At 72.5% G+C, this 15,228-nt stretch carries 12 protein-coding genes, 1 tRNA gene, 1 other RNA gene and 1 pseudogene; 10 read left to right on the plus strand and 5 right to left on the minus strand.

The window, feature by feature from the left end:
- Window positions 1-361 precede the first annotated feature (361 nt).
- Genes PUR71_RS13880 through PUR71_RS13895 form a run of 4 tightly spaced genes read right to left on the minus strand, consistent with a single transcriptional unit; the run spans window position 362 to window position 5,016 of the window.
- Window positions 362-1,864: a CoA transferase gene (locus tag PUR71_RS13880; RefSeq protein WP_329927274.1), complete on the minus strand. Its 1,503-nt coding sequence runs from the start codon at window positions 1,862-1,864 to the stop codon at window positions 362-364.
- A 52-nt stretch (window positions 1,865-1,916) separates the two neighbouring features.
- The gene (locus tag PUR71_RS13885; RefSeq protein ID WP_329927275.1) at window positions 1,917-2,858 is read right to left on the minus strand and encodes a 3-hydroxyacyl-CoA dehydrogenase NAD-binding domain-containing protein; all 942 of its coding nucleotides are present in this window, start codon (window positions 2,856-2,858) and stop codon (window positions 1,917-1,919) included.
- Window positions 2,855-3,607, minus strand: coding sequence for an acetoacetate decarboxylase (locus PUR71_RS13890; RefSeq protein ID WP_329927276.1), 753 nt, complete (start codon window positions 3,605-3,607; stop codon window positions 2,855-2,857). The genes PUR71_RS13885 and PUR71_RS13890 overlap by 4 nt, the downstream gene beginning before the upstream one ends.
- A gap of 5 nt (window positions 3,608-3,612) precedes the next feature.
- On the minus strand, window positions 3,613-5,016 hold the full coding sequence (locus PUR71_RS13895) for a CoA transferase (RefSeq protein ID WP_329927277.1): 1,404 nt from the start codon (window positions 5,014-5,016) through the stop codon (window positions 3,613-3,615).
- 227 nt (window positions 5,017-5,243) lie between these two features.
- On the opposite strand from PUR71_RS13895, the gene PUR71_RS13900 reads away from it, so the two are divergent.
- From PUR71_RS13900 to PUR71_RS13920, 5 genes and pseudogenes are all read left to right on the plus strand, one after another.
- Complete coding sequence (locus PUR71_RS13900; RefSeq protein ID WP_329927278.1) at window positions 5,244-6,422, plus strand: CaiB/BaiF CoA transferase family protein; 1,179 nt, start codon at window positions 5,244-5,246, stop codon at window positions 6,420-6,422.
- Between the two features lie 13 nt (window positions 6,423-6,435).
- The gene (locus PUR71_RS13905) at window positions 6,436-7,593 is read left to right on the plus strand and encodes an acyl-CoA dehydrogenase family protein (protein ID WP_329927279.1); all 1,158 of its coding nucleotides are present in this window, start codon (window positions 6,436-6,438) and stop codon (window positions 7,591-7,593) included.
- Complete coding sequence (locus PUR71_RS13910) at window positions 7,590-8,543, plus strand: acyl-CoA dehydrogenase family protein (RefSeq protein ID WP_329927280.1); 954 nt, start codon at window positions 7,590-7,592, stop codon at window positions 8,541-8,543. The genes PUR71_RS13905 and PUR71_RS13910 overlap by 4 nt, the downstream gene beginning before the upstream one ends.
- A gap of 17 nt (window positions 8,544-8,560) precedes the next feature.
- On the plus strand, window positions 8,561-9,463 hold the full coding sequence (locus tag PUR71_RS13915) for a LysR substrate-binding domain-containing protein (RefSeq protein WP_329927281.1): 903 nt from the start codon (window positions 8,561-8,563) through the stop codon (window positions 9,461-9,463).
- Window positions 9,464-9,517: 54 nt separating this feature from the next.
- Window positions 9,518-10,117, plus strand: a pseudogene (locus PUR71_RS13920) (DsbA family oxidoreductase); the annotation flags it as partial.
- 280 nt (window positions 10,118-10,397) lie between these two features.
- Here the strand turns inward: PUR71_RS13920 and PUR71_RS13925 are convergent.
- Window positions 10,398-10,485, minus strand: a tRNA-Ser gene (locus PUR71_RS13925).
- 107 nt (window positions 10,486-10,592) lie between these two features.
- Here PUR71_RS13925 and ffs point away from each other — a divergent pair.
- From ffs to PUR71_RS13950, 5 genes are all read left to right on the plus strand, one after another.
- Window positions 10,593-10,689: signal recognition particle sRNA small type (gene ffs, locus PUR71_RS13930), an RNA gene on the plus strand.
- 59 nt (window positions 10,690-10,748) lie between these two features.
- The gene (locus tag PUR71_RS13935; RefSeq protein WP_329927282.1) at window positions 10,749-12,914 is read left to right on the plus strand and encodes a DNA polymerase III subunit gamma and tau; all 2,166 of its coding nucleotides are present in this window, start codon (window positions 10,749-10,751) and stop codon (window positions 12,912-12,914) included.
- Window positions 12,915-13,032: 118 nt separating this feature from the next.
- On the plus strand, window positions 13,033-13,371 hold the full coding sequence (locus PUR71_RS13940) for a YbaB/EbfC family nucleoid-associated protein (RefSeq protein ID WP_329927283.1): 339 nt from the start codon (window positions 13,033-13,035) through the stop codon (window positions 13,369-13,371).
- 281 nt (window positions 13,372-13,652) lie between these two features.
- Entirely contained in the window at window positions 13,653-14,252 is a 600-nt protein-coding gene (recR, locus tag PUR71_RS13945; RefSeq protein WP_329927284.1) for a recombination mediator RecR, read from the plus strand.
- Entirely contained in the window at window positions 14,245-15,006 is a 762-nt protein-coding gene (locus tag PUR71_RS13950; RefSeq protein WP_329927285.1) for a DUF5063 domain-containing protein, read from the plus strand. Before recR ends, PUR71_RS13950 begins: the two co-directional genes overlap by 8 nt.
- The last annotated feature ends 222 nt before the right edge of the window (window positions 15,007-15,228 follow it).

Here is a 15,228-nt window from a genome sequence, read left to right on the forward strand (position 1 = left end):
ACTGCAACCACACGACGACGAAGGGCCCGACCGCAGTACGGTCGGGCCCTTCGTCTGCCCCGGCGGGCGGGTGCGGAGGATACGAGATTCGAACTCGTGAGGGGTTGCCCCCAACACGCTTTCCAACTGTTCGTCCGGCCGCCCGGGTATGGCCGCAGGTGTCCTGAGCTGCGGTGGAGCGGCGCACTTGCCGGGTTGCGAACGATGGTGGCCGAGGGTGAATGCAACCAGGACTGCAACCACCCGGGCTTGGCGTCGTCCACGCCCGGGGAGTGCTGCAGTCGAGAGCTGGCATAGATCTGCTCTCGGCTCGGGATGCTTTCCGCCACTTCGGCACGATGCGGTCCGGGCGGCGCCGGGCTCAGGCGCGGGCCGGGGATTCCCACGCGGGGCGGGAGGATCCTCGCGGCAGCAGTACGTGGCGGTACGCGCCAGGGGTCTCGGACATCCGGATCTGGTCGGTGACGCCCTGGTAGTCGCCGAGCGGGGTGCGGGCGGTGAAGGTCTCCGGGGCCAGGTAGGCGTGCTCGTCGCCGGTTCCGGCGACGGCCGTGGCGTACGCCTTGTCGAAGACGCCCAGCGAGAGGATCCACAGCGCGACGCGTGTGAGCGAGACATGGACGCGGTAGGAGCCACCGTCCACGGCACGCCGCCGCATCGCCTCGACGATGCCTGCGGTCAGGAACCAGGCCACCAGGTAGTCGTTGACCACGGTGATCGGCGGGAGTGCGGGACGGTCGCCGTCACCCTCCAGGTGGAGCAGGCCCGCGACTGAACCGGCCGTCTGGTCGAACCCGATCCGGTTCGCCCAGGGGCCTGTGGTGCCGTGCAGCGAGACGGTGGCGTGGACGAGGCCAGGGCGCACGGCGATGGCCTCTTCCTCGGACAGTCCCATCGAGGCGAGCAGGCCCGGGCGGCGGTTGGCGTAGAACACGTCGGCCCCGGCCAGCAGTTCACGTACCACCGCCGCACCTTCTGCGGTACGCGGCTCCACGGTGGCCGAGCGGACTCCTACCTGGGTCGTGTTGTACGTCACCGGGTGTTCCAGCTCGCCCGGCCGCCACAGGTTCAGTACGTCCGCGCCGTGCAGGGCCAGTGCGCGGCCGGCCCCCGCGCCCGCGATGATGTGGCCCATGCCCAGCGCCCGTACGCCCGCCAGCGGGGCGGTCGCGCCCGCGCCCACGGTGGGCAGCGGCTCGGGGTCGCTGTCGCCGATCCTGGTGATCTCCACCAGCGGCATGCCGGCGAGGACCTCGGTGAACTGCCGCTCCTTCAGGAACTCCTGGGGCGTGCGGATCATCGGCAGCACCACCCCGGCCCGCTCGGCCGCCTCCTCCAGCTCGGCGGCCCGCCACCCGCCGATCGCCGCGGCGACCGCATCGGGGTCCTCGGGCACGCCGAGCAGGCGCTCGGCGGCGATGCGCAGGTTGGGATACGGGTTGAGCGGCATCACCCAGCGGTCGTCCGCGGTGCGGTAGAAGCCGTTGACGAAGGCGAGGGTGGGGACGGACGGCGCGCCGCCCGGGTAGCCGTTGAGCAGTTCCCACTTCTGGTCGTAGAAGGGGCACAGCCGGTGCGGGGCGACCCGCAGGTCCATCGAGATGTCCTGGCCGCGCCCGCCGCGCTGCCGCCAGAGGGCCGCCACCGCGGCGGACTTGGCGGCGAGGGCGAGCGAGGTGGCCGCCCCCAGGCGCAGCGTGCTGGGCACGATCGGGTCGGCGCCGCGGAAGGTGAAGCTCCCGCCGGTGTCGGCGCGGTTCAGCCCGAGGGTGCCGAGTACCTCGTCGAGCGCGGTGTGGATGTCGAAGACGTCGTCGGTCGCGGGGTTCGCGACCGCCTTGGCGATGCTGTCGGACAGGGACATGACTGCTCCAGGGTGCTTGCCGGAATCGGGGGTCAGCTGCGGGAGACGGGGGTCAGCTGCGGGAGAGGGGGCAGTTCTCGTCGAGCACGCGCATCAGCGCGATCTGGCGGTGGTCGCGTTCGGCGGCCAGTTCGGTGACGCTGCCCTCGGCCAGGAACTCCTTGGCCTGGGCGATGAGCAGGGCGAGCGTTGGCTCGTCGAAGGAGGGAGTACCGAGGGCCGGCCAGGCGGCTTCCATCTGGGGTCCGAGGTGGGCCAGGAAGTCGGGCAGTCCGCCCTGACCGCCGCCCAGGTGGAAGGAGCGGAAGGGGCCGTCCACCGCCCAGCGCAGGCCGATCGAGGAGGTGACGATGGAGTCCAGCTGCTGCTCGGTCACCACACCGGTGGCCACCAGGTGCACGGCCTCGCGGAACAGCGCGGACTGCAGCCGGTTGGCGACGAACCCGGGGACCTCCTTGCGCAGCACCTGGGGCTGCTTGCCGAGCGAGGCGTAGAACTGCCTTGCTTTCTCGACGGTTTCGGCCGAGGTGAGCGCGCCGGGGACGATCTCGACCAGCGGGATCAGGTGTGGCGGGTTGAAGGGATGCCCCACTACCAGCCGCTCGGGGCTGCGCAGGGCCTCGGCGATGGCGGTGGCCGGAATGCCGGAGGTCGAGGTGGCCAGCAGCGCGTCCGCCGGGGCGTACTGCTCGATGCGCTGCCACAGCTCCTGCTTGAGCGGCAGCCGCTCCGGGCCGTTCTCCTGTACGACATCGGCCTGCGCGACAGCGCGGGCCAGGTCGGGCTCCAGGCGCAGGCGCGCGGTCAGGTGCGCGGTGTCGAAGCCGAGTTCGCGCAGGGCCGGTTCACCGGCGGCGAGTTCGGTGTCCAGGTAGGCGTCCAGGTCGGGGCGCGGGTCGCAGACGGTGACCTCCAGGCCGCAGGCCAGGAACAGGGCGGTCCAGGAGGCGCCGATCAGGCCGGCTCCGACGACGGTTGCGCGGATGGGGCTCATGCGGAAGGCACCTTCTTGAGGTAGTCATGCACGGGTTCGGCGGGGGCGAGGGTGAGGTCGGCCAGCACATGGGTGGCGCGCACGACCTCGCGTACGGGCAGATCGGCCAGCGGTGCGAGCGCGTGCTCGAAGAGCTGGAGCCGCGCGGGCCCGGACCAGGCACCCTTGACGGTGAGATCGGTGATCCGGGTGCGGACGAGTTCGCAGCGCAGGGGAGCGCCGTCGAATCCGCGGTCGATACCCAGCAGGTAGGTGGGCGTGGCGAGTTCGGAGCGGGCCCGGGCGGGGTCGAGCGGCTGGTGCTTGTAGCCCATGGTCGCGGTGGCCACCCGCAGCGAGCCGTGGTCGAGGGTACCGATCAGGGTGTCGCCGTCGACGTACAGGCGGGGCGATCCCGCCTTCTTCGGGTACGCGCTCAGTTCGCGCCCCGAGGCGATGGCCGGTGCGCTGTCCACGTACATCGCCAGACTGAACTCGCCCTGCTCGCCGTCGAGTTCGACCGGGACAAGCTGGCCGGACTCGCTGTAGGCGCCGAGGCCGGTGACGTCCGGCATCCGGATGACCTCGAAGCGGACCAGCGGCTCGGGCACGACCAGCGGCTCGGGGACGACGCGCCGAAGGGCGTCGGGGTCGGTGCGGTAGGTGATGGTCAGGTACTCACGGTCGGTGAAGCGGTACGGGGGCAGCGGATAGGCGGGCGAGTTCACCGGTGTGGTGAGCAGCAGGTCGGGGATGTCGTCGGCGCGCATCGGGATCACCAGGCCAGGGCGGAGGCGCCCAGGGGCTCGGCGCTGCGGGTGAGACGGGGGCGCAGCGTGGAGTACGCGATGCGTGTCGGCAGATAGCTGGTGCTGCCGAACGGGCCCTCGACAGTGGTGAGCCGGCCGGCGGCGTCGGTGGGGTCGGGGGCGGGCAGGTCGCGGACCTGCGAGCGCGGGAGCAGCCCCAGGTCCTGCACCCACATCGAGACCTTGGCCAGATCCACGTGCACCCGCCAGGTCCCGCCCTCGCGGGCCCGGCGGCGCAGCGCCTCCACCGTCCCGGCCGCGCCCAGGATCGCCGCGAGGTAGTCGTTGAGCAGATAGGTGGGCGGCAGCCGGGGCCCGTCGAAGGAGCCCTCCTCGGCGGAGAACCCGCTCGCCGCACAGGCGAGTTGGTCGAATCCGCCGCGCCGCGACCACGGTCCGGTCGTGCCCCAGCCGTGGAAGTCCAACAGGACGAGTCCGGGCCGCTCCTCGGCCAGGGCCGCCGGACCGAAGCCCTTGGTGTCCAGGTTCAGGTAGTTGCTCACGTACACGTCCGTCTCCGCCAGGACCCGGCGGAAGGCCTTCGCCTGGCCGGGGGCGTTCAGGTCGCAGAAGGCGGCGCGCTTGCCGATCCCGGTCTCGATGATCATCCCGTTGGGGTCGGGGTGTGCGGGGGAGGACAGGTGCAGTACGTCCGCGCCCAGCTCGGCGGTCATCCTGGCGGCGATCGGGCCGGCGATGACATGCGTGTTGTCCAGCACGCGCACGCCGGAGAGCGGGAGTTCGGCCCCGCCGGGGAAGGGCTCGGGCGCGCTGTCGCCCAGTTTGTCGATGTGGATCAGCGGGCCCTGGTCGAGCAGCCGGCCCTGCGGGTGCTCGCGCCACTCGGCCTGCGTCCGTACGGCGATGGCGGTGCCGCCCCGCGCGCAGATCGCCTCCTCCAGCGCGAAGGCGTCCCAGTGCGCGACGGCGTCCGTGATCCGTTCCCGATCGGGCGGGCAGTCCAGGACCTCGCACGCCGTGTCGCGCAGATGCGGGTAGCTCAGCAGCACGTAGACGTAGCGGCCGTCGGCGGCACGGTAGAAGTCGCTGTTCCCGAGTAGGTTCGGGTCCTCGGCGAGTGCGGTGACGGCAACGCCGTTGACGCTGGTCAGGAACGCGGCCATCAGCTGGTGCACGGCCGACTCCACCGACACGGTGACGTCCTGCCCGTCCCCGCCGCGCTCCCGCCAGAGCGCGGCGACCTCCGTCCCGAGCGCCGCGAGCGCGGCCGCGGCGGCGTCGCCGATCCGGTGCACGGAGGGGGTGACCGGGTCGGCGCCGGTGATGGTGATTTTGCCGCCCGCGTCCGCGGCGCCGACGCCGAGTTCACGGTAGAGGCCGTCGAGTACGTCATGGGGAGTGCGTGGCATGACCGGGATCCTTTCCGGAGGACTTCTGCTGCCTTCAGGAAAGCCGCGCCCCTTCGGTCCGGTCCAATACGAGTTCCAGGCGGTGGTTATATGGTCCGTCATATAGAGGGCCGCTGAGCTGCAGCGATATGCCGGGCCCCGGATTGCCATAGGCGCATCGGTATTGGCCACGGGCCGCCTGTTCGGGCTTTCCTGGATTCACCGAACGAACTCGAAACGGAGGCGAAATGCCGAAGCCAGGAATGCTCGCCGGTGTCCGCGTCATCGAACTCGGCAGCGTGATCATGGTGCCGTACGCGGCCCAGCAGCTCGGCGACCTGGGCGCCGACGTGATCAAGGTCGAGCCGCCCGTCGGCGACATGACGCGCAGCTACCCGCCGATCCGCCACCCCGGAATGGGCGGTGCGGCCCTCAACCTCAACCGCAACAAGCGCAGCGTCGCTCTCGACCTGAAGGCCCCGCACGGCCGGGAGGCGCTGCTCGCGCTGCTCCGCACCGCCGATGTGTTCCTGACGAACATCCGCCCGCAGGCCCTGGCCAGGCTCCGGCTCACCCCCGAGGAACTGGCCGCCGTCAACCCGGAGTTGATCCAGGTCAACGCCCAGGGCTTCCGCAGCGACAGCGAGCTCGGCACCCTCGCCGCGTACGACGACATCATCCAGTCCGTCTCCGGACTGGTCTGGCTCAACCAACAGGCCAGCGGGGAACCGCACTTCGTGCCGACCCTGCTCGCCGACAAGATCTGCGGCCTGCAGATCACCCAGTCCGTGCTCGCCGCCCTGCACCACCGCGCCAACGGCGGCGCAGGCCAGCACATCGAAGTGCCGATGGCCGACGTGATGATGGCCTTCAACCTCGTCGAGCACCTCGGCGAGGCCGTGCTGGAGCCCGACGGCTCCTTCGGCGCACCCCGCTCGATGAGCCGCGCCCGCCGCGCCCAGCGCACCGCCGACGGCTGGATGTGCATCCTGCCGCACAGCGACCGCAACTGGCGCGACTTCACCACCTTCGCCGGCCGCCCCGAACTCGCCGACGACCCGCGGTTCGCCACCCGCGCCACGCGCGCCGCCAACGCCGACGAGCTCTACCCCGTACTGGACGAGCTCGCCCGGCAGCACACCACCGCGACCTGGCAGGACTTCTGCCACCGCGTGAGCATCCCCGCTGCTCCCGTGCACTCGATCGCCTCGGCCACGGCCAGCTCGTACGCCCGCGAAGGCGGCCTGCTCACCGAGGTCGAGCACCCCACCGAGGGCGTCTACCGGTCCATCGCCCGCCCGGTGCGCTACTCCGCCGACCCCGTCCCGCCGCTGCGCCCCTGCCCGGCCATCGGCGAGCACACCGACGAGGTGCTGCGCGAGGCCGGCTTCGACACCAACCTGCTGCGCCCCGCGCACACCGCCTGAACAGGAGTCCGCCATGACCGACACATCGGCACTGCTGCCCGCCCGAGCCCTCGAACTACGTCTGGAGGTCCGCAGGTTCCTCGACGAGGAGCGCGCCCGCGGCACCGTGCTCGGGCGCCCCGATTCCTGGCTGACCGGCTGGCTGCCGGAGTTCAGCCAGCGGCTCGCCGAGTGCGGCTGGGTGGGCATGGCCCTGCCCGAGGAGTACGGCGGGGGCGGCCTGGGCTTCGCCGCCCGGGTGGTGGTGATCGAGGAACTGCTCGCCGCCGGGGCGCCGGTCTCCGCGCACTGGGTCGCCGACCGCCAGGCCGCGCCCTCGATCCTGGCCCACGGCAGCGAGGAGCAGAAGAAGCGCTTCCTGCCCGCCATCGCCGAGGGCCGTTGCTTCTTCTCCATCGGGATGAGCGAGGCGCAGGCCGGTTCCGACCTGGCGAACGTGGCGACCCGCGCCGAGCGCATCGACGGCGGCTGGAAGCTGACCGGCACCAAGATGTGGACCGGTGGCGCGCACGTCAACGACTACGCGATCGTCCTGGCCCGCACCAGCGACCACGCCGACCGCCACCAGGGGCTCAGCCAGTTCATCGTGGACCTGCGCGCCCCCGGGGTCCGCGTGGAGCCGATCCGGCTGCTGACCGGCGAGCACACCTTCAACTACTTCCACCTGGAGGGCGTCGAGGTCCCCGACGGCATGCTGCTCGGCAGCGAGGGCGACGGCTGGGCGCAGGTGACCGGTGAGCTCGCCTTCGAACGCAGCGGCCCCGAGCGGTACTTGAGCACCTTTCCGCTGCTCGTCGCGCTGGTGCGTGAGCTGTCGGGCCGCGCCACCACCGCCGACCAGCAGGCCCGCCTCGGCGCGCTCCTCGCGCGGGTGTACGCCGTGCGCCGGCTCTCCCTCGGGGTGGCCGCCGCGCTGGACGAAGGACGCCCCGCCGACGTCCGGGCAGCCCTGGTGAAGGACCTCGGCACCCGACTCGAGGGCGAGGTCGTGAACGAGGCCCGGCGGATCCTGCCGGTGGCCGCCGACGCCGGAGCCACGCCCGGCACCTACCCCGAACTCCTCGCCACCGCGCTCCTGCACACCCCCGCATACACCCTGCGCGGCGGCACCAACGAAATCCTTCGCGGCATCATCACCCGAGCCCTTGAGCAGCAGGAGCAGCAGTCATGAGCATCGCGCAGCAGCTTGCCGACATCCGTTCCGCAGGGCGCACCGCGGGGACCGGGTCCGGAACCGCGTCCGGGCCGGTTGCCGAAAGCATCCTCGTCGCCCGGCCGCTCGCCGAGCGCACCGGACTCGTCCTACCCGCAGGCCCCGTGACCCACTGCCTGGCCACCGACCTGGCGATCGCCTGGGCCCACCCCTCGGCCTTCCACGTCGGTCCGGCGGGGACCATGGGCGAGGACCTCGCCCTACGCGTCTCGGGCACCCTGCCCCGGGTGCCCTGGGGCGGCAGCGCCACCGTACTGGTCGCGGCGCAGGGCCCGGGCGGACCCATCCTGTTCCCCGTCGACCCCGCTCGTACGACGGTCGCAGCCGGCTCCAACCTCGCCGGCGAGCCGCGCGACACCCTGTACCTGGCCGACTACCGGGTCCCTGCCGAGCTCGTACGCCCCATCACCCCGGACCTTTTGGCCGAGTTCGAACTGCGCGCCGCCCTGGCCCGCGCAGCACTGATCGCCGGGGCGGCCGAGCGCTGCGTCGAACTGACGGTTGCTCACACCTCAAGTCGCATCCAGTTCGGCCGGCCGCTCAGCCACTTCCAGGCCGTCAAGCAGGAAGAGGCCCGGCTCATCGAGGAGTCCGCGCTGGTCGGCGCCGCGGTGGAGGCCGCCGGAGAGGAGGTCGAACTCCACGGCTTCGGGGACGCGTTCGCCATCGCCGCCGCCAAGACCCAGGCCTCCGCCTCGGTCGCGGAGATCGCCAGGATCGCCCACCAGCTGCACGGCGCCATCGGTTTCACCGAACTCAGCGAACTGCGCTTCGCCACCACCCGGTTGTGGTCCTGGCGCGACGAGGACGGGGACGAAGCCCACTGGTCGGCCCGCCTCGGCCGTACGGCGCTCGCGCAGCGGGCGGAGGACCTCTGGCCCCTTCTCACCGGCACGAAGTCACGGTGAATCTCTAGGATCTTGGCATGGACCTCACGCCACGCCTGTTGGAGCAGTTCACGGTACTCGCCGAGGAGAAGCACTACGGCCGGGCGGCCGAAAGGCTGATGATGAGTCAGCCTCCGCTCAGCCAGGCCATCCAGCGCCTGGAGCGGATCGTCGGCGCCCGGCTGCTCGACCGGAGCAGCAGCGGTGTCGAACTGACCGCGGCGGGCGCGGCGTTCGCCACGGACGCCCGTGATCTGCTGGACGCCCAGCAGGCCGCACTCGCCCGCGCCCGCCGGATAGCCTCGGGGGACGCGGGCGAGGTCCGTATCGGGTACGTCAGCGGTCTCGCGCACTGGCACGTGCCCCGGCTGCTGGCCAACGCGGCACGTGATCTGCCCGACCTGCGCATCCAGGTGACCCAGGCCTCCTCCATCGCCTTGGTCGAGGCGCTACGGCTGGGCTCCATCGACCTCGCCTTCATCCGCACCGCACCTCTGCAGGCCGATGACCTGGAACTGGTGGAGCTCGGCCGTGAGCGGGTGCATGTCGCCCTGCCCGAGACCCATGCGCTCGCGGGTGCGGCCGAACTCCCGCTGAGTGCCCTCCGGGAGGACTGGTTCGTCTTCGTCAGCGAGCGGGCCCTGCCCGAGCTGGCCCGCAAGGGGCAGCTCATGTGCCGCCGCGCGGGCTTCAAGCCCCGGATCAGGGCCCGCGCCGACGACCTCCCCGGACTCCTCGGCTATGTCGCCTCCGGGCTGTGTGTCACCCTGGTCTCCGAGCACACGGCCGATCTCGCCCTGCCCGGTGTACGCGTGCTCCCCCTCACCGATACCGGCCCCGAGTTCTCCCTCGCGATCCGGGCCGTGTACCGCCTGAACCCCGACCAGGCCGTCCCAGCACTGCTGCGGCACACCGCGTCCTGGTTCGACGCGGACTCGTGACCGCGTACCGTTTCACAGTGGCTTCACCGGGTGTGACCGGGGGAGGTCGTCCACCGGTCGTTCGAGCTGGACCCGCGCGCGCCGCGTACGGCCCGCCCGCTGATCCCGCTGCTGGCGGCGAAGTACGGCCTGAGCCTGGATCAGGCCGAGGCGGCGGAGGGACGGATCGCCGAGAACGCGCGCGGGGAGGGGCTGCCGTACCTGAGCGAGGGGCGCGACGCGGCGCACTCCTTCGACATGCACCGGCTGCTGCACTTCGCCAAGGGGCAGGGGCGGCAGGCGGAGCTGCTGGACGTGCTGTACCGGGCCAACTTCGCCGAGGAGCGCTCGGCGTTCGCGGCGGGGCGGCTGGTCGAGCCGGCCGTCGAGGCGGGGCTGGACGGCGAGGCGGCGGCCGCGGTGCTGGCCGATCCGGAGGCGTACGCGGACGCCGTGCGCGAGGACGAGGCGACGGCGAGCGCGATGGGGGCGACGGGCGTGCCGTTCTTCGTCCTTGACCGGCGCCTGGGAGTGTCGGGCGCGCAGCCTGTGGAAACGTTCGCGCGGGCGCTCGAGCAGGCATGGGAGAGCCAGCTGCCGGTGCCACTGATCCCGGTCGGCGGGGGCGACGCGAAGGCATGCGGGCCGGACGGCTGCGAGCTGCCCCAACAGTAGGTGCGGTGCTTGCCGCCGGGCATGCCCAGCTGGCCCCTGGGCTCCGGCTTACCGTGCCCGGGGCACCGTCGGGCCCTGGGTCACCACCCCGGTCGGATCGGCGTAGTGGGTGACTGCGGGTACGTGCAGCGCTGGAGCGGTAGCCACGGCTCGGTGTTCGGTGTGTTGTCGGTCCGGGGCCGGTGGCCCAGGAGCCGAACCGTGGCCAGAACTGAGACCACGGCACGACGAAGGCCCCGACCGCTCAGCGGTCGGGGCCTTCGTTATGGCTTGTCGGCCATGGCGGAGGATACGAGATTCGAACTCGTGAGGGGTTGCCCCCAACACGCTTTCCAAGCGTGCGCCCTAGGCCTCTAGGCGAATCCTCCGTGGGAGAGCTTAGTACATGTTTCGGGGTGCTCGCGACCAGCTATCCCGAGGTGGGGAGGTGGGGGTGGCCTGTGGATCGTCGGGGCTGGGATCCGGTAGTGTTGGGGGCAGCCCCTCGTGTGGCGTCATCTCTCTGAACCCCCCCAGGGCCGGAAGGCAGCAAGGGTAGGAGGGCTCTGGCGGGTGCACGAGGGGTCTTTGCGTTCCCGGGGCGGGACGAGGGGTGCCGCGTTTGTCGGTCCGTCCCGATATCGTCGGGGGTGTGTCCCTAGCCCTGTACCGCCGCTACCGCCCCGAGACCTTCGCGGAGGTCATCGGGCAGGAGCACGTGACCGCTCCGCTCCAGCAGGCCCTGCGCAACAACAGGGTCAACCACGCGTACCTGTTCAGCGGGCCGCGCGGCTGCGGGAAGACGACGAGCGCGCGCATCCTGGCCCGCTGCCTGAACTGTGAGCAGGGGCCGACGCCCACGCCCTGCGGCGAGTGCCAGTCCTGCCGGGACCTGGCCACGGGCGGGCCCGGGTCGATCGACGTGATCGAGATCGACGCGGCGTCGCACGGTGGTGTGGACGACGCGCGCGAGCTGCGCGAGCGGGCGTTCTTCGCGCCGGTGCACAGCCGGTACAAGATCTTCATCCTGGACGAGGCGCACATGGTGACCTCGGCCGGGTTCAACGCGCTGCTCAAGGTGGTGGAGGAGCCGCCTGAGCACCTCAAGTTCATCTTCGCGACCACCGAGCCCGAGAAGGTCATCGGGACGATCCGGTCCCGGACGCACCACTACCCGTTCCGGCTGGTCCCGCCCGGCACGCTGCGCGACTACCTGGCCGAGGTCTGCGGCCGGGAGGGCATCCAGGTCGAGGACTCGGTGTTCCCGCTCGTCGTCCGGGCCGGCGCCGGTTCCGTCCGCGACTCGATGTCGGTGATGGACCAGCTCCTGGCCGGCGCCACCGAGGGCGGCGTGACGTACCAGATGGCGACGGCGCTGCTCGGGTACACGGACTCGGCCCTGCTGGACGAGGTGGTGGACGCCTTCGCCGCGCAGGACGGCGCGACGGTGTTCCAGGTGATCGACCGGGTGGTCGAGGGCGGGCACGATCCGCGCCGGTTCGTCACGGACCTGCTGGAGCGCCTGCGCGACCTCGTGATCCTCGCCACCGTGCCGGAGGCCGGCGAGAAGGGGCTGATCGACGCCCCGGCCGACCGCGTCGCCGTGATGCAGGCCCAGGCGGACGCCTTCGGGGCGGCCGAGCTCAGCCGGGCCGCCGACATCGTCAACACCGGGCTGACCGAGATGCGCGGCAACGCGGCCCCCCGGCTCCAGCTGGAGCTGATCTGCGCCCGCGTGATGCTGCCGGGCGCCTACAGCGACGAGCTGTCGCTCCAGGCGCGGCTCGACAAGCTGGAGCGGCGGGCGGCGGCGGGCGGCTTCGCCACGCCGGTGGCCGTGCCCGGCATGGCCGCCCCCGCCACCCCCACCGCCCCCACAATGGCGCCGCCCTCAGCAGACGTCCCGGCCTCAGCTCCGGCTCCGGCCCCCGTCCAGGCGGCCCCCGCCCCCGTGGCTCCCGCTGCCCCCGCCCCGGCGGCGCCTCCGGCCCCCGCCGGCCCCGCGCCCGGCGCGTGGCCGATCCCGCGCAGCTTCCCGCCCGCCGGCGGTGCCCCCGCGGCCCCCGCGCCGGCCCCGGCCGCGCCCGTGGCGGCGCAACCCGAGCCCCAGGCGGCCCCGGTGCCCGCACCCGTCGCCCAGCCGCCGGCCGCCGCCGCGCAGCCGTCCGGTGCCGCCCAGCAGGGCGCCGCGCAGGTCCGGCAGCTGTGGCCGCAGATCCTGGAGGCGGTGAAGAACCGCCGTCGCTTCACCTGGATCCTGCTCAGCCAGAACGGCCAGGTGGCCGGGTTCGACGGCAGCGTGCTCCAGGTGTCGTTCGTCAACGCGGGTGCCCGCGACAGCTTCGTCGGCAGCAACAGCGACGACGTCCTGCGCCAGGCGCTCGGCGACGCCCTGGGCGTGGACTGGCGGATCGAGTGCATCGTCGACCCGTCCGGCGGAGCGGGCGGGGGAGCCGGTGGCGGCACCGGTGGCGGCTTCGGCGGCGGGGCCCCCGCGCCGGGCGCCACCACCAGTGGCTGGGGCGCGCCGGCGCGTCCGGCGGCGGCCGCGCCCCCGGTGCAGCCCGCCACCCCGACGCCGGCGCCAGTCCGGCAGCAGCCCCAGGCCCAGGTGCCCGCCCCGGCGCCGGTCCAGGCCGCGCCCGTCCAGGGCCCGCCGCCCGTCGCCGCGCCCCCGGCGCCGCACGTGGCACCGGAGGACGACATCCCGGAGGAGGACGACCCGGACCTCAACGAGGAGGCCTTCTCCGGGCAGGACCTGATCATCCGCGAACTGGGTGCCACGGTCCTGGAGGAGATCCACCACCGCGGCAACTGAGCAGCACGTAGGCTCGGCGGTGACGACGACGGGTGCCGAGCACGCGGACCACGCCGTGGACGACGGCGTGGGAGCCGCGCGCGGGCCCGTGCACAGGTGCGACAGCAAGGAGTGAGCCGTGTTCCCCGGTGGTGGCCAGCCCAACATGCAGCAGCTGCTGAAGCAGGCGCAGAAGATGCAGCAGGACCTCGCCAAGGCGCAGCAGGAGCTGGCCGAGGCGAAGGTGAACGGTTCGGCCGGCGGCGGTCTGGTCGAGGCCACGGTGACGGGTGCCGGTGAGCTGGTGGCGCTGACCATCGCCCCGGCGGCCGTGGACCCGGAGGACACCGAGACCCTGGCCGACCTGGTCCTGGCAGCGGTCCGGGACGCGAACCAGGCCGCGCAGAAGATGCAGGCCGAGCGCATGGGCCCGCTGACCCAGGGCATGGGCGGCGGCATGCCCGGTCTTCCGTTCTAGCCGGTACTGGAGAGAAGACCCGGGAGGACCCCCAGGACCCCAGGACCCCAGGAGCCCGGGAAGACCCGGCAGGGCCTCCCAGCGGCCCCCGAAGGGCCCTCGGCGGACCCTCGGGTCGGCCGGTCACAGTGGGAGACCGGCCGGTCGGTCCATGTGATTTATGTGGGAGTCGGGCGTCGGGCGGTGTGTCCGGCGCCCGATTCGTTGGATGATGGCACCGGAGCACCACCGGCCGGAGCACCGGCCGGCGCACCACCGACCACCCGAGGGAAGGCGCGACGTTGTACGAGGGCGTGGTTCAGGACCTGATCGACGAACTGGGCAGGCTGCCCGGCGTCGGGCCCAAGAGCGCGCAGCGGATCGCCTTCCACGTCCTGCAGGCCGACCCGGTGGACGTCCGCCGCCTCGCGCACGCGCTGCTGGAGGTCAAGGACAAGGTCCGCTTCTGCGTGGTCTGCGGCAACGTCGCGGAGGCCGAGCAGTGCCGGGTCTGCCTGGACCCGCGCCGCGACCTGGCCGTCATCTGCGTGGTGGAGGAGCCCAAGGACGTCGTCGCCATCGAGCGCACCCGCGAGTTCCGCGGCCGCTACCACGTGCTGGGCGGCGCGATCAGCCCCATCGAGGGCGTCGGCCCGGACGACCTGCGGATCCGCGAGCTGCTGTCGCGCCTCGCGGACGGCACGGTCACCGAGCTGATCCTGGCCACCGACCCCAACCTGGAGGGGGAGGCGACCGCCACCTACCTGGCCCGGCTGTGCAAGCCGATGGGCCTGAAGGTGACCCGTCTGGCGAGCGGTCTGCCCGTCGGCGGGGATCTGGAGTACGCGGACGAGGTCACCCTCGGCCGCGCCTTCGAAGGGAGACGACTGCTCGATGTCTGACCGGACGATCAACCAGCAGCCCCACGCCCCCCACCAGCCGTCCCACGGCGAGGCGCACGGGCAGCCGCACGGCGACCTGCACGGCGACCCCCTCGGGGACCGGCGCAACCACACACCGCACACCCACGGACACGGCTCGGAGCCGGACGACTTCGCGGTGCAGATCGCGGACTCGGTGGAGAGCTTCGTGCTCGCCGTCACCGAGGTCGCCAAGGGCGACGAGCCGGGCAGTGCCGTCTCCCTGCTCCTCCTGGAGGTCTCGCAGCTGCTGCTGGCCGGCGGCCGGCTGGGCGCGATCGAGGACGTCGTCCCGGAGGACCGCTTCGAGCCCGACGCGGGGCCGGAGCCGGACGGCGAGCAGCTGCGTGAGCGGCTGGCGGCGCTGCTCGCGCCGATCGACGTCTACCACGAGGTCTTCGACCCGTACGGTCCGCCGGAGAAGCCGAACGCGTTCCGGATCTCGGACGACCTGGCCGGCGTGGTCGGCGAGCTCCAGCACGGACTGACGCACTACCGCGAGGGCCGGGTCAGCGAGGCGCTGTGGTGGTGGCAGTTCTCGTACCTCTCCAACTGGGGCACGACCTGCTCGGCGGTGCTGCGGGCCCTGCAGTCGCTGATCGCCCACGTCCGGCTGGACAGCCCGATCGGTGCGGTGCCGGACGGCGCCGACACGGACGACGACGGGCTCACCGACGAGCAGCTGGAGCAGCAGGCCGGCGACCTCATGGCGGCCGAGCTCGGCCTCGGACGCTAGGGCCACGCCGAGCAGGAGCCAAGCCGAGCGGGAACCATGTCGAGCGAGAGCCACGCCGAGCAGGAGCCAAGCCGACCAGGAGCCGGGCCGCGCCGGCCGGGCCGGACGACAGGTGAGGCTCGGGCCGGCGCCGGCCCCGCGAGTGTGACGAAGGCCTCACCGCTCGCCCCCGGAAAGAAATCCGGCCGTGCCGCCGTCCGTCCGCCCGCCGATTCTTCGGAG

The organism is Streptomyces sp. SP17BM10, from assembly GCF_036322405.1.
Classification (GTDB): domain Bacteria; phylum Actinomycetota; class Actinomycetes; order Streptomycetales; family Streptomycetaceae; genus Kitasatospora.

Excerpts from the sequence above, each read along its gene's own strand:
- PUR71_RS13880 (WP_329927274.1), bottom strand. The coding sequence starts at position 1,864 with ATGTCCCTGTCCGACAGCATCGCCAAGGCGGTCGCGAACCCCGCGACC.
- PUR71_RS13900 (WP_329927278.1), top strand. The coding sequence starts at position 5,244 with ATGCCGAAGCCAGGAATGCTCGCCGGTGTCCGCGTCATCGAACTCGGC.
- PUR71_RS13890 (WP_329927276.1), bottom strand. The coding sequence starts at position 3,607 with ATGCGCGCCGACGACATCCCCGACCTGCTGCTCACCACACCGGTGAAC.
- PUR71_RS13895 (WP_329927277.1), bottom strand. The coding sequence starts at position 5,016 with ATGCCACGCACTCCCCATGACGTACTCGACGGCCTCTACCGTGAACTC.
- PUR71_RS13915 (WP_329927281.1), top strand. The coding sequence starts at position 8,561 with ATGGACCTCACGCCACGCCTGTTGGAGCAGTTCACGGTACTCGCCGAG.
- PUR71_RS13905 (WP_329927279.1), top strand. The coding sequence starts at position 6,436 with ATGACCGACACATCGGCACTGCTGCCCGCCCGAGCCCTCGAACTACGT.
- PUR71_RS13910 (WP_329927280.1), top strand. The coding sequence starts at position 7,590 with ATGAGCATCGCGCAGCAGCTTGCCGACATCCGTTCCGCAGGGCGCACC.
- PUR71_RS13950 (WP_329927285.1), top strand. The coding sequence starts at position 14,245 with ATGTCTGACCGGACGATCAACCAGCAGCCCCACGCCCCCCACCAGCCG.
- PUR71_RS13885 (WP_329927275.1), bottom strand. The coding sequence starts at position 2,858 with ATGAGCCCCATCCGCGCAACCGTCGTCGGAGCCGGCCTGATCGGCGCC.